Source organism: Fictibacillus iocasae (assembly GCF_042665465.1).
In the GTDB taxonomy this organism is placed as follows: domain Bacteria; phylum Bacillota; class Bacilli; order Bacillales; family Fictibacillaceae; genus Fictibacillus; species Fictibacillus iocasae.
Window position 1 is genome coordinate 1 of record NZ_JBHTCP010000015.1, and the last position, 13435, is coordinate 13435.

Genomic DNA, 13435 nt, shown 5'->3' on the forward strand with positions numbered 1-13435 from the left:
TCAACTGAGTTGCCAACATCATGTTATTTAGCCAACAAATCGGAATAGCCACAGTATAAAGGAACCGCACCCTCAACATAAGGTGCGGTTCTTTTGACGCTTACCCTTTTTCCGCGCGGTTCCTGCCTTTTGCGCGCCGAACATGGCTTCATTCGCGCCGTTAAGCTGTTGCGCGGCGCCGCTTCACTCTACTTGCGAGCGGCTTTCAACAACTACCGTAAACTTTCGCGCCGCAACTAACAGCTTTTGCGCTAAATCTCCGACACCCCTACCAACCTCATAAGAATCCTAAGAAAAACTAAATAAAACGCTTGCATATGAAATCGATTTCATATAACATAGCAAATGCAAACGATTGCGCAAACGCATACATTTCACGAAATGTTCTACGAATGTATACGATTTCAAATAGCTCTATGGTAAACTTAAGGAGGTAATTTCTCGATGAAAAAAGGCAAACTGATTTCATTCGATTTTTGGCAAAAGCTTGGTAAAGCATTATTAGTCGTTGTGGCCGTTATGCCAGCGGCTGGACTAATGATCTCACTTGGTAAAGTAATCGGCATGAGTGCGGCAGACATCGCATTTGTGCAAGCGGTTGCTCGAGTGATGGAAGACATCGGTTGGGGTATTATTACGAACCTTCACATCCTGTTCGCGGTCGCGATTGGTGGATCGTGGGCGAAGGAACGAGCGGGCGGCGCATTCGCTGCGGTTATCGCGTTCATCCTCATTAACCGCATTACAGGCGCGATTTTTGGCGTTAACAACACGATGATGGCGGAAGAAGGCGCGAAAGTGACGTCCCTATTCGGCAGCGAGCTTGTGGTGAAGAACTATTTTACATCAGTACTTGGCGCTCCTGCCCTTAACATGGGTGTGTTCGTCGGTATTATCGCCGGTTTCCTCGGCGCCGTTTTATTTAACAAGTACTACAACTACAGCAAGCTTCCAAAGGCACTGGAGTTCTTTAACGGAAAGCGTTTCGTGCCGTTCGTCGTTATTTTCTGGTCAGTAATAACAGCGCTTGCACTCGCCATTGTATGGCCTTTCATTCAAGCAGCGCTTAACAGCTTCGGTCAGTGGATCGCGACTTCCCGCGACACAGCACCGGTTCTCGCACCATTTATTTTCGGTACATTAGAGCGTTTATTATTACCGTTCGGTTTGCACCACATGCTGACGGTTCCGATCAACTACACAGAGCTTGGCGGAACGTACACGATTCTGACTGGTTCTGGCGCAGGTTCAACGGTTGCCGGACAAGATCCATTGTGGCTGGCATGGGTTACTGATCTGAACAACCTGCTTGCTGCTGGCGATAAAGCCGGATACGAAGCACTATTAAACGAAGTCGTTCCAGCTCGCTTTAAGCTTGGACAAGTGATTCTTTCAACTGCTTCTCTTCTTGCGATCGCACTTGCGATGTACATGAACGTAGATAAAGAAAAGCGCAGCAAGTATAAGTCTATGTTCTTCTCAGCTGCACTCGCTGTTTTCTTAACAGGTGTTACTGAGCCGATCGAATTCATGTTCATGTTCGCCGCACCGCTTCTTTACGTGGTATACGCGATCACAACTGGTCTTGCGTTCGCGATGGCTGACATCATTCACCTGCGTGTTCACTCGTTCGGGTTCATCGAGTTCCTGACTCGTACACCATTGCTTGTAAAAGCAGGACTGACGAAAGACTTGATCAACTTTGCATTAACATGTATCGCATTCTTTGCGCTTAACTTCTCTGTTTTCTATGTATTAATTAAAAAGTTCAACCTGCCGACACCAGGACGTGCAGGAAACTATATCGAAACGACAGAAGCACCAGCTGACTCTGCAAAAGCGGAAGCTGCAGCTGGCAGCGACAACTCTCTTGCGTCACAGGTTATCGCGATGCTTGGCGGAGCGTCTAACATTGAAGATGTTGACGCGTGCATGACTCGCCTTCGTGTCACGGTAAAAGACCCAGCAGCGGTTGCCTCAGAAAAAACATGGAAAGAAACAGGCGCACTCGGTTTGATTTTAAAAGACCAAGGCGTTCAGGCGATCTACGGCCCGAAAGCTGACGTACTCAAGTCAGACATTCAAGACCGTTTAGGAGCTTAATCGATGAAACTTCTTACCGTGAACGTCCATGCCTGGCAAGAAGACAATCAGATGGAAAAAATTCAGGCGCTCGCTGCAGACATTGCAGCCGAGCGCTATGATGTGATCGCGATGCAGGAAGTGATGCAGTCGATCGGCGCACCGCTCGTTAGCGGCGTTTTAAAAGAAGACAACTACGGCCTTGTTGTGCTCGACGAGTTAAAAAAGCTCGGTGTGACCGGCTATGATATCGTCTGGGCACAGGCACACATCGGCTATGAAACGTATGAGGAAGGGCTCGCGATCCTCACCCGCCACCCCATCACACATTACGAAAGCTTTTTTATCACAGAAAGCACGTCGATGGACACGTGGAAAACACGTGTGATCGTGCAGGCGGATATTGATTACAACGGCCGCCCAGTCACGTTCTTCTCCGGCCACTTTGGCTGGTGGAATGATGAAGTGGAGCCGTTTGAGCGCCAATTCAATAACTTTTTGAAGCACGTACCGTCTGACCGTTTGGCGTTTTTGATGGGCGATTTGAACAATCCTTCTGTTGCGAAAGACGAAGGCTATGACCTCGCACTTCGCAGTGGATTTTACGATACGTATGAACTGGCGACTGAGAAAGACGGCGGCTTGACGATTCAAGGCTCTATCGCCGGCTGGGAAGGCAACGAAGACGGCCTCCGTATCGACTATATTTTATGCAATCAGAAGCTGGACGTCTTGTCATCACTCGTCCGCTTTAATGGAAACGAAACACCTATCATCTCGGACCATATGGGTGTGAAAGCAGAACTTAACTTATAAACGGGACGATATGGGGATCTGCAAAATGTGCAGACCCCCTGCCCTGTTATTTTGGAGGGAAACATTATGAAACGTGCTTGGTGGAAAGAAGCCATCGGCTATCAAATTTATCCGCGCAGCTTCCAGGATTCAAATGGAGACGGAATCGGCGATCTTCAAGGTATCATCCAGCGCCTCGATTACGTGAAGGATCTGGGGATCGATGTCATCTGGATCTGTCCGATGTACAAATCGCCGAACGATGATAACGGGTACGACATTTCCGACTATCAGGACATCATGGATGACTTTGGCACGATGGCTGATTTCGACCAGCTGTTGAAAGAAGTGCATGACCGCGGCATGAAGCTAATCATCGACCTCGTCCTCAACCATACGAGTGACGAGCACCAATGGTTTATCGAGTCTCGTTCTTCAAAAGACAACCCGAAACGCGACTGGTACATCTGGCGCGACGGCAAGGACGGCAAAGAGCCAAACAACTGGGAATCCATTTTCTCAGGATCCGCTTGGCAATTCGATGAGACGACTGGTCAGTACTATATGCACGTGTTCTCGACAAAGCAGCCTGACGTGAACTGGGAAAACCCAGAAGTGCGCGACGCGCTGTATGACACAGTGAACTGGTGGCTCGATAAAGGCATCGACGGCTTCCGTATCGACGCGATCAGCCACATTAAGAAGCGCCCTGGATTCCCTGACATGCCGAACCCGAAAAACGAGAAATACGTGTCTTCGTTCGACATGCACATGAACCAAGAAGGCATTCATGAGTTTTTAAAAGAGTTCAAAGACCGCACGTACGCCAACTATGACGTCATGACTGTCGGTGAAGCGAATGGCGTATCGGTTGATGAGTCTGACCTTTGGGTCGGCGAAAAAGAAGGCAAGATGGACATGATTTTCCAGTTCGAGCACCTTGGCCTTTGGGATGCAGAGGACAACCCTGATCTGGATATCGTTGAGCTAAAAACAGTGCTTTCGCGCTGGCAAAAAGGCCTTGAAAAAGAAGGCTGGAACGCATTGTTCATCGAAAACCATGACAAGCCGCGCGTTGTATCCACTTGGGGCAACGACGAGGAATTCTGGCGTGAGAGCGCGACGAGCATGGGTGCGATGTACTTCCTTATGCAAGGAACACCGTTCATCTATCAAGGTCAGGAAATCGGCATGACGAACGTTCAGTTCCCAGCGATTGAGGACTATGACGACGTGGCGGTCAAGAACATGTACCGCATCAAGCGCGAAGAAGGCGTTTCGCACGATGATATCATGGCCGTGATTTGGGCATCTTCCCGCGACAACAGCCGCACACCGATGCAATGGTCGAACGACGTGAACGCAGGCTTCACGATGGGCCGTCCGTGGATGAAGGTGAACCCGAACTACACTGACATCAACGTCGCCGTTCAGGAAAAAGACGAGAACTCGATCCTATCGTTCTATAAAAAGATGATCTCTCTGAAAAAAGAAAATGACGTGTTCACATACGGCATTTACGATCTGATTCTAGAAGACGACGCACAAATCTATGCGTACACACGCACTTCTGAAGATGACAAAGTCGTTGTGATCACGAACCTGTCCAAGACCGATGCGGAGTACAGCTTTGAAGAGCTGAAGCTTTCGTCTGAGAGCTTGCTGCTGGCGAACTATCCGGTTGAGGCGCATGAAGGATTGACGAGCTTTACGTTGAAGCCTTATGAAGCGCGTGTTTACCGCGTTGCAGAGTAATTGGTTAAAGCAATAAACAACTTGGGGTACGGTACTATTTTCAAAAAATCCTGTCTTTATGCAGATTGAACGAAAATGGTACCGTACCCCATGCCCATCAAGTTAATGTAGAACAAGAAGCCGAACGTGTCATTGTTCGGCTTTTCCAATGTCCTCGCCTTGCTTTTTTCATACTGAAATAAAACTCCATTATTTCAACTATTTAATTAGTGAATACCCATTCTTTTATGCAGCTTTTTTTTCGTTCCGTTCGTAAATGACTCCTAAAATATCGAATACAGTCATCTTCTTGTATCGATGGGATTTACGCCCGTTTTTCTTAATCATCTTAAACATTTTTTTCAGGAGTTCTTTCAAATATAAGGTTCCGTCTAATAAAGAGCTTTGTATTTGAAAAAGATATTCTCTTACGATGCCGATACTTTTATATTCACTCACTTCCTGCTTGCTTCTTCGAAGCAGGAGTTTTCGCATTCTAAAGGTGATGGATGAGCTTAATAATAGAGAGATTAAGGTTCCATAGATATGGCACTGCAGGCGTTCGGTTTTAATTTTCTTTACTTCATGAATCTTAAAAAGCGACTTCCATGTTTTAAACAGAATCTCAATCTGCCAGCGAAGAGAGTATATTCCGTGTATCGCTGTTTTCGATACACGGTCTTGTGGTATATTTGTAATATAGGTGTTGAGAGCCGTTAGTGCTTTCGCTCGGTGTGATTGGGTCATGCCGTTTTTTTTTGCCTTTTTCTCCTTGGCCCGCAGTCTTTTTTGAGCTACTTCTTTTGAATGCTTATAGAGAATGACGCGCGGTTGAAGCAACTTGTCCCCTCCGACAAATACATCGTTTAATTCCCTAGTTTCACCGACCTCCATCTCATCCATTAATTTCTTAAGATCAATTCTCTTAAATTGTGAACCGATTACTACCTTCCCATTCTTAAAATGCGTTTCCTTTTCATTTTTCACATAAATCACAGCTGTGGACCGAAGACGGGACAAATAGTAAGCATTTTTTTCATGAATTTGAAGCAGATCATGAGCAGAAAAATAACCGAGGTCTTTCAGAATCAGATCGTTCGGTTGAATCGTATCTAAGACGGTTTTATTATAAGCTGCATCATTTTCTATACTGCTTTGAACCGCCAAATGAAGGAATTGTCCCGTCAACCATTCGTATTCGAGTTGGATTTTCACTCCCGATCCGAACGGCCCAGCGAGTTTCTTTTCCTCGTAAAACAACCTAAACGCAGTAGAGTCCAGGATGCGTATTCGGTGAAAATCAAGGTTATACATTGTGGGAATACCAACGGTATTTTGTTGTTTTTGATGCATAAGAGAAGCGAATACGGCTTGTAGGAATTTGACTGCTTCTGAGTTAAACCGTTGATTTAATCCTTCCGTACTAAGAGATACATTTCGATTGGCATCCAATGTACTGCACAATTGAGTTAATGAATTCTCGGCAATATGATTGTTTAAAAAGGCACATAACGATACAAAGTCATGGGGTTTTAGCTTACCGTCTCGAAGGACGAAGCCACATTTTTTAGCGAGATCATGGAGGTGTTCTGGTGAGAAATATTGCGTGAGCTGATTGGCATACAAGTTGAATTCGTCATCGAGCGATAAGTCACGTGGACTTATCAAAAAAACATCCTCTCTCATTGTGTCTTAGAGAAAGGATAGTCCTTTTTGTCTAATAAGGGTATTCATATGTCTTAGCTTGATGGGCATGGTACCGTACCCCTTTCGTTGGATAATAATCAATAGAAACCGCCAAGCAGCTCACTGCCTGGCGGTTTCCTGTTTAAAGAGACTTCTGCTCTCCTTTAATATCATGCTTTTTCATGTATTCGATGTTGTCCGGATCGAGTCCGTTGCCGAGGCTGTTGTAGACGTTGCCTTGCGCTGGATCAATGAACTGCTTTTCGTTGTAATACAAACGCGGCGTCTTCCAAAGCGCCATCAGCGCTTTCCAATGCGGCATCGCGTGGTAGCGCTCCGGCCACATTTCCATAATGTATTTCTTCACCATCGGATAATATTTCGGGCTCATTCCCGGGAACAAGTGATGCTCCGTATGATACGAAAAGTTAAAGTGAAGTACGTCGATCCATTTGGGCACGGTTACAGACAAGCTGTTCGCGAGCGGATCGTTCACGTTCGTGATCGGGTTCAATCGGTGGTTTGTCGCGATGTAGCTCATGACGACCGTGTTAGCAATTGCAAGCGGGATGAGGATCGCAAACACCCATTTGACCGGCCCGAGCCAGAACAAAAGGCCGAACCAAGTGGCCCATGGCAGCATCATCTGAACCCAGACGATCGGACGGTTAGACGGCTTGAACTCTTTAATGAACATCTTGAACATGTTCAGCGAGTGCATGGTGAACGACATCCCTAAGAACGCGAAGCTGATGATCGAGCGGATGAACCATGGCAGCTTATACACCCATTGGAACTTGTTGTCGTCCTGGGTGAATTTTTCGAGCGTTGGCCATGCGTCCGGATCCTTCTCCTCGTGCTGTGTGTGCGCGTGGTGAGTGGCGTTGTGCCATTTGCGCCATAATTTCGGTCCGACGCTGAGCGGATAAAAGGCGATCCCGCCAAGCAAATCACGGAGCCAAGGCTTTCGTACAACCGTTCCGTGCAATATTTCGTGGCCTAAAAATCCCATTCCGGCAAAGCTGAGTCCAATGACAGCAGCCAAAATCACGGAAAGCCACCAATAAAATGAATCTATCAAACCGATGACTAATATCCCGGCAACTGTTATTGAAAGGTAGGCGAGCCCTCCCCATAGACGTGCAGGTACAGGCTTAAATGCTTTTTCTGGCAGCTTTGGCGTGATTTGCTTCGCATACCATCCGAAAGAATGCAGTTCTTTCATACTCTCCTCATCTCCTACTCTCCTGTATTCGTTTCCAACAATCCTATCGTAACTCGGTCATCTTTATAATACAACCATTTTTTATTACCAGGTATTAATAACAGCCCATTATTCACCGAAATTTCACAATTTTTCATGCTAAGGACCTACATTCACTTTCCTCTAATTCCCAATAGGTGTGTTAAACTTTTTGATGAATAGGGGGCTTATTAAATGAATGAAAAATGGAAGAAAGTTAAACTCGTTCCACATGATTTACACTATGCTCAGCGCATTTATGAGTTGGCCTCACAGCCGCCTGTACGCGATGCACTGGGACTTCGTGATTCAAGTGTAGAAGATACCTTATCATTCCTGGAATTCATTATGGAAGAAGAACAGGCAGGCCGGGTTGTCTCACGCGTTATTTTGAATGAAAATGATGAGCTCGTCGGCTTGACGGAATTGAAGAAAATTGATCTTGATCTGAAGCGCTGCCATATCGGCAGCTGGATCGGCCATGAGTATTGGGGGCTGGGGTATAACCAAGCCTCGAAGCTCGCCATATTGTCGATCGCGTTCGAGGAACTTGGCATGAAGCACGTGTTTGCCGGTGCCCGTGCCGTGAACATCAGGTCACAAAAAGCGCAGGAAAAGCTGCCTTATTTTAGTTTAAATGTGGAAGATCAATTTCCAGAGGAGCTGGCATGGCTGGAGGAACGCGAGAAACAGTCGTGCGTGCTGCATGCGGTGTTTCGGGATGACTTTTTGGCGTTTAAGAAGGAGCTTGTGAGGTTATAGCTTACGTGTCGGCGGATAGATAATTACGGAATAATAGCCGCGGTATGGTGAATGTCGCCCGCGGTTGAGATATGGCAGCCGAAGTTCATTTGATTCCAGCCGCGCGTTCGCGAAAGTCAGCCGGATTGATGTCGAACACGCCCGTGGCACAATAAATGATTAGAAAAAGAGGCTGCGCCAGTGGATGAACCGCTGGCATAGCCTCTATTACGTTACTTATTGGCGTTTAATTTTTCAGCCACGTTAACACTCTTACAATATGTAATGGATCATTCCAGGAAATATAAAGGGCAAAGGTGAAAAAGGCGGCACCAGCTAGCAGCTTCATCTTCCCCTTCTCTCCTCGAGCATAGGCAGCAAAGCTTAAGATCAAGCCAATCAATAATGCCAGAAACCCCGTGGCTAGGAGGATTTCAAGAAAGTGCGTCAGCTTGTATGAGGTAATAAGTACTATTGCTCCTAATCCAGCAAAGAGTATGGATAATTTGCTAAACATCGCTCTTCAACCCCCTCTCCATTACCTAATTATACCATTTTATACTTTGTGAGCTATTACATTAAACACTTTTCACGGCTGGGAATTGTAAAATAACGGAATTCGACCCGCGGTTTGGTGTTTTGGGCCCGCGGATGGTCGGTTTGGAACCGCGCTTTTTCATTTCGGACCCGCGCTTCTTCCATTTGGACCCGCAATTGTGTAGAACGGACCCGCGGACACCCAACCCGCTCCCGTTCGACACACAAAACAAACCTCACACAGCCATCACACAACAAAAAGAGGCCTGCACAGCAGTAAAACCTGCTATGCCAGCCTCTCTCCCCACTCATTATCGACGAGATTTTCTTCTATATTGCTCTTCTTTGTTTCCTTGGCGAGATCGCGTGCGGCCGCGTGCAAAATTACGTGGCTTTTCAGCTGAATTGGCGTCCGAATCAGCGGATTTCTTATCATGCTTATCCAAAACAAGTGGCTTCAGCTTCATTCCCGCGGCGTTTTCGATCTCGCGCAGAAATTCGTCATCCTTGCGTCCGACGAATGTCACGGCAAGACCTTCGCTTCCCGCTCGTCCTGTACGGCCGATGCGGTGGATGTAGCTTTCGGCATCGTGCGGGATGTCGTAGTTGAACACGTGCGTGATGCCGTCCACATCGATGCCGCGTGCTGCGACATCTGTTGCAATTAGGAACTGCACCTCACACTTGCGGAAGCGTTTCATCACGTCCTCGCGCTTCGCCTGGGACATGTCGCCGTGAAGCTCATCCGAGTTAAAGCCATGCTCCTGCAAGGCTTCATTCAGCTTCGACACCCTGCGTTTCGTACGGCAGAAAATAATGGCCATGAACGGGCGGAGCTGGCGGATCGCGCTCATCAAATCGCCTTGCTTCGCGCGGTCTGTTGTCTCGATAATGCGCTGGCGGATTTCTTTTACCGTCACCGTCTCGCTTTTCACTTTAATATGAAGCGGATTTTTCATAAAACGCTCAGACAGATGGCGCACTTCATCCGGCATTGTTGCTGAAAACAGCAGCGTTTGGCGCTCTACAGGTGTTTCGTCTAATATAAGCTCGATATCGGATAAAAAGCCGATATGAAGCATCTGGTCGGCCTCATCTAGCACGACCGTCTCCACCGCATTCAACGCAACCGTTTCGCGGCGCACGTGGTCGAGAAGACGGCCTGGTGTGGCAACAATCACATGGACCGTGCCTTCGAGCTTGTGCATTTGCGCGAGTACGTCTTGTCCGCCATAAACGGCAAGCGTATGTATACCGGTTCCTTCCGTCAGCTTGAGCACTTCTTCTGTGATCTGTATCGCCAGCTCTCTTGTCGGTGCGACGATCAACGCCTGGACATGCTGCTTTTCAGGGTCTAACTTTTCTACGATTGGCAGGACAAATGCCAGTGTTTTTCCAGTTCCGGTCTGTGCTTGTCCGACCACATCGCGCCCGCGCAGTATGTGCGGGATGGCATCCTGCTGTATTGGAGTGGGCGATACGATCCGCAAACTCTCCAGCTTATCTGCCCAACGTTCGTTAATACCTAAACTTCTGAAACTCATTTATTTTCCACCCAGTTCTTTCGCTCGATTTGTACAGCTTTCCATTGCCTTCAGCACCGCACTGCGCATGCCTTCTTCCTCCAAAGTCGCGACCGCGGCAATGGTCGCCCCGCCCGGAGATGTTACTTGGTCCTTCAGCTCGCCCGGATGCTTGCCCGTCTCGAGCACCATTTTCGCCGCGCCAAGAACCGCCTGTGCGGCAAGTCGGTATGACTGGCTGCGTGACAGACCTTGTCTGACACCGCCGTCCGCGAGCGCCTCAATGAACATGTAAACATAAGCCGGTGATGAACCGCTGATCGCTGGAATCGCATCAATCTGCGACTCTGGCAGCAGCTCGACCTCGCCGAAGCTCTTGAACAGTGTGATCACGTTCTGCAGCTCTTCACGGGTCACATGGCTGTTCGATGACATCGCCGTCATGCCCGCGCCGACAAGTGACGGTGTGTTCGGCATCGTGCGGACGACCTTCGCATCGAAGCTGAAGAAACTTTGCACTTTTTCCATCTTCACACCCGCCGCGATCGTCACGATCACCGCCTTATCTTTTACATGTTCGGCAATCTCTTTTAACACTTCCTCATGTCCGTATGGCTGCACCGCCAGAAACAAGACATCCGACTCACGCGCGACACTCACGTTGTTCTCGGTCGTAAGGATGTTAAATTTTTCTTTTACATACTCTAGTGTTTTGGCAGATCGCGCGCTCGCCATGATCTGCTGCGGTGCGACGAGCTTTGATGAAAGCATGCCCCCGATCATCGCCTGCGCCATTTTCCCGCATCCAATAAAGCCGATCGTCTGTTTCATTCCTCCACGCCCTTTTCTCTCTATAGTTTGAACAACACTCTAAGGTTTTTAACCTTAACTTTAGCTTGTTATCAAGAAAAAGTAAATGACTGGTTAAAGAGTACGTCCAGTATATGCCGTCCTTGTCCAGCACATTCTCATTTACATAAAATGCTAGAATGGATGTATGAATGGATAGGAAGGGAATGAAAAAGGTGCTAAAGAATGAACAAGATGTTATCACTCTTATTCTACGTGATGACGATATGATGAAAATCATCAAAGCAGCAAGCTCTCTTAATTTACCTGATTGGTGGATTTGCGCAGGATTTGTTCGTTCAAAAATATGGGACACACTGCACGGCTATCCTAGGAAAACGGAAATTCCAGATGTGGACGTGATTTATTTTGACAACACAATGATAGATGAGAATCTGGAGAAACAATTCGAGAAAAAGCTAACCCGCATCCTACCCAATGTCCCATGGTCAGTAAAAAATGAAGCGAGAATGCATCTTACAAACAATCTACCGCCTTATACTTCCTCAGAAGATGCCATTTCTAAATTTCCCGAAACGGCGACGGCTCTTGGAGTGACGCTAGACAAACAAAGAAATGTCATCTTAACGGCTCCTTGTGGCTTAGAAGACGTTCTTCAATTGATAGTAAGACCTACTCCATTTTTCAGAGCAACGAAGGAACTTTATGACCTATACGAAGAACGTATTGTAAAGAAGAATTGGACGGCAATTTGGCCAAAAGTGAGGGTATGCCATCTAGTCAATAATGGGTAGTGTCCTGCAAAGTTTATTTTCCTTTGCATCCATAATCTATTACACTAGAAAGTAGACAAAACAATAGGAGGAACGCCCATGGAACATGTGATTGCAGAGTATTTGAAAGAGCATCGTACGGAAAACCTGAATCAGCTGAAGGAATGGCTCGCTATCCCGAGCATTAGCGCGCTTCCGGAGCATAATGACGACATTCAGCGCGGCGCACAGTGGATCGCCGACCATCTAGAGAAAATCGGGATGGAAAATGTGAAAGTTTACGAGACAGACGGCCATCCTGTCGTATACGGCGACTGGCTGAAGGCGGAAGGCAAGCCGACTGCACTTATCTACGGCCACTACGACGTACAGCCGGTCGATCCGGTCGAGCTTTGGCACAGTCCGCCTTTTAAAGCGGAAGTGCGCGATGAAAAATTGTATGCACGCGGCGCGAGTGACGATAAAGGTCAGGTGTTCATGCATCTAAAAGTGCTTGAGGCGATTCTGAAAACGCGCGGTACATTGCCGATGAACTTTAAGTTCTGCATCGAGGGTGAAGAAGAAATCGGAAGTGCGAACCTGCCAAAGTTTATTGAAGAGAACACCGAGCTATTGTCAGCGGACGTGATCGTCATTTCAGACACAGGCATGCTGGACCGCGGCAAGCCGGCGATCTGCTACGGACTGCGCGGGTTAGCTGCGCTTCAGATCGACGTGAAGGGTGCGAACAGCGACTTGCACTCCGGCCTATACGGCGGTGCGGTTCAGAACGCGCTTCATGCGATCACGGAGATTCTCGCTTCGTTCCGTGACGGTGACGGACGCATTTTAGTCGACGGATTCTATGAAAATGTGCAAGAAATGACGCCGGCTGAAAAAGAAGCGTTCGCCGCGCTGAACATGAGTGAAGAAACGTTGAAACAGCAGCTTGAAGTGAACGAGCTGTTCGGTGAAAAAGGCTATACGCACGTGGAACAGACGTGGGTGCGTCCGACGCTTGAGGTGAACGGAATCTGGGGCGGTTTCCAGGGCGAAGGCATTAAAACCGTGCTGCCAAACGAAGCGCACGCGAAGATCAGCTGCCGACTCGTACCGAACCAGCAGCCTGATGAGATTGTAGAGAAATTAAAGCGCCACATCGCAGGACACACGCCTCCTGGTGTAGAAGTGAGCGTGAAGCTGTTTGATAAAGGCGCTCCATATGTGACGCCGCTCGAGCACCCTGCTATCCAAGCTGGTGCGCGTGCTTATGAAAAAGTGTACGGCGTTCCGACCGCGTTCACACGCGGCGGCGGATCGATTCCGATCGTCGCTACGTTCGACGATCTGCTGAAGCTTCCGGTCGTGTTGATGGGCTTCGGTTTATCAACCGAGAACTTCCATGCGCCAAACGAGCACTTCCACCTCGAGAACTTCGACAAAGGGATGGAAACACTCGCTCATTATTGGTATGAGCTTGAAGAAGCGCTGCAGAAGGAAGAGTTAATCAACAAATAATCCATATAACTTGA

Annotated in this window: 11 protein-coding genes; 6 read left to right on the forward strand and 5 right to left on the reverse strand. The window is 47.8% G+C overall.

Annotated features, from left to right (window positions below; translation table 11 throughout):
* The first annotated feature begins 444 nt into the window (after nt 1-444).
* The 3 genes from ACFQPF_RS09170 to ACFQPF_RS09180 all read left to right on the forward strand — a co-directional run bounded on the left by ACFQPF_RS09170 (nt 445) and on the right by ACFQPF_RS09180 (nt 4632).
* Nucleotides 445-2103: a PTS transporter subunit IIBC gene (locus ACFQPF_RS09170; protein ID WP_379748842.1), complete on the forward strand. Its 1659-nt coding sequence runs from the start codon at nt 445-447 to the stop codon at nt 2101-2103.
* A gap of 3 nt (nt 2104-2106) precedes the next feature.
* Nucleotides 2107-2898 carry an endonuclease/exonuclease/phosphatase family protein gene (locus ACFQPF_RS09175; protein ID WP_379748844.1) on the forward strand — a complete coding sequence of 264 codons (792 nt, stop codon included), beginning with the start codon at nt 2107-2109 and terminating at the stop codon, nt 2896-2898.
* Between the two features lie 66 nt (nt 2899-2964).
* Complete coding sequence (locus ACFQPF_RS09180) at nt 2965-4632, forward strand: glycoside hydrolase family 13 protein (protein ID WP_379748846.1); 1668 nt, start codon at nt 2965-2967, stop codon at nt 4630-4632.
* 225 nt (nt 4633-4857) lie between these two features.
* Here ACFQPF_RS09180 and ACFQPF_RS09185 read toward each other — a convergent pair whose 3' ends face one another.
* Both ACFQPF_RS09185 and desB read right to left on the reverse strand, forming a co-directional pair.
* On the reverse strand, nt 4858-6279 hold the full coding sequence (locus ACFQPF_RS09185; protein ID WP_379748848.1) for an IS4 family transposase: 1422 nt from the start codon (nt 6277-6279) through the stop codon (nt 4858-4860).
* Between the two features lie 160 nt (nt 6280-6439).
* The gene (desB, locus tag ACFQPF_RS09190) at nt 6440-7522 is read right to left on the reverse strand and encodes a Delta(10) desaturase DesB (protein WP_379748850.1); all 1083 of its coding nucleotides are present in this window, start codon (nt 7520-7522) and stop codon (nt 6440-6442) included.
* 213 nt (nt 7523-7735) lie between these two features.
* Between desB and ACFQPF_RS09195 the strand changes: the two genes are divergently transcribed.
* On the forward strand, nt 7736-8302 hold the full coding sequence (locus ACFQPF_RS09195; RefSeq protein WP_379748852.1) for a GNAT family N-acetyltransferase: 567 nt from the start codon (nt 7736-7738) through the stop codon (nt 8300-8302).
* Nucleotides 8303-8528: 226 nt separating this feature from the next.
* Here ACFQPF_RS09195 and ACFQPF_RS09200 read toward each other — a convergent pair whose 3' ends face one another.
* The 3 genes from ACFQPF_RS09200 to proC form a co-directional block, all read right to left on the reverse strand.
* Nucleotides 8529-8798 carry a hypothetical protein gene (locus ACFQPF_RS09200; protein ID WP_379748854.1) on the reverse strand — a complete coding sequence of 90 codons (270 nt, stop codon included), beginning with the start codon at nt 8796-8798 and terminating at the stop codon, nt 8529-8531.
* A 331-nt stretch (nt 8799-9129) separates the two neighbouring features.
* Nucleotides 9130-10362 carry a DEAD/DEAH box helicase gene (locus tag ACFQPF_RS09205; RefSeq protein ID WP_379748856.1) on the reverse strand — a complete coding sequence of 411 codons (1233 nt, stop codon included), beginning with the start codon at nt 10360-10362 and terminating at the stop codon, nt 9130-9132.
* Nucleotides 10363-11172, reverse strand: a complete 810-nt coding sequence (gene proC, locus ACFQPF_RS09210; protein WP_379748858.1) for a pyrroline-5-carboxylate reductase — start codon at nt 11170-11172, stop codon at nt 10363-10365.
* Nucleotides 11173-11357: 185 nt separating this feature from the next.
* Between proC and ACFQPF_RS09215 the strand changes: the two genes are divergently transcribed.
* Together ACFQPF_RS09215 and ACFQPF_RS09220 are read left to right on the forward strand one after the other, a co-directional pair.
* A complete protein-coding gene (locus ACFQPF_RS09215) occupies nt 11358-11945 on the forward strand; it encodes a nucleotidyltransferase family protein (RefSeq protein WP_379748860.1) in 588 nt (195 codons plus the stop codon).
* A gap of 78 nt (nt 11946-12023) precedes the next feature.
* Nucleotides 12024-13421: a dipeptidase gene (locus ACFQPF_RS09220; protein ID WP_379748862.1), complete on the forward strand. Its 1398-nt coding sequence runs from the start codon at nt 12024-12026 to the stop codon at nt 13419-13421.
* The last annotated feature ends 14 nt before the right edge of the window (nt 13422-13435 follow it).

Coding starts and splice junctions, on each gene's coding strand:
- ACFQPF_RS09170 (WP_379748842.1), top strand. CDS start 445: ATGAAAAAAGGCAAACTGATTTCATTCGATTTTTGGCAAAAGCTTGGT.
- ACFQPF_RS09175 (WP_379748844.1), top strand. CDS start 2,107: ATGAAACTTCTTACCGTGAACGTCCATGCCTGGCAAGAAGACAATCAG.
- ACFQPF_RS09180 (WP_379748846.1), top strand. CDS start 2,965: ATGAAACGTGCTTGGTGGAAAGAAGCCATCGGCTATCAAATTTATCCG.
- desB (WP_379748850.1), bottom strand. CDS start 7,522: ATGAAAGAACTGCATTCTTTCGGATGGTATGCGAAGCAAATCACGCCA.
- ACFQPF_RS09195 (WP_379748852.1), top strand. CDS start 7,736: ATGAATGAAAAATGGAAGAAAGTTAAACTCGTTCCACATGATTTACAC.
- ACFQPF_RS09200 (WP_379748854.1), bottom strand. CDS start 8,798: ATGTTTAGCAAATTATCCATACTCTTTGCTGGATTAGGAGCAATAGTA.
- ACFQPF_RS09205 (WP_379748856.1), bottom strand. CDS start 10,362: ATGAGTTTCAGAAGTTTAGGTATTAACGAACGTTGGGCAGATAAGCTG.
- proC (WP_379748858.1), bottom strand. CDS start 11,172: ATGAAACAGACGATCGGCTTTATTGGATGCGGGAAAATGGCGCAGGCG.
- ACFQPF_RS09215 (WP_379748860.1), top strand. CDS start 11,358: ATGAAAAAGGTGCTAAAGAATGAACAAGATGTTATCACTCTTATTCTA.
- ACFQPF_RS09220 (WP_379748862.1), top strand. CDS start 12,024: ATGGAACATGTGATTGCAGAGTATTTGAAAGAGCATCGTACGGAAAAC.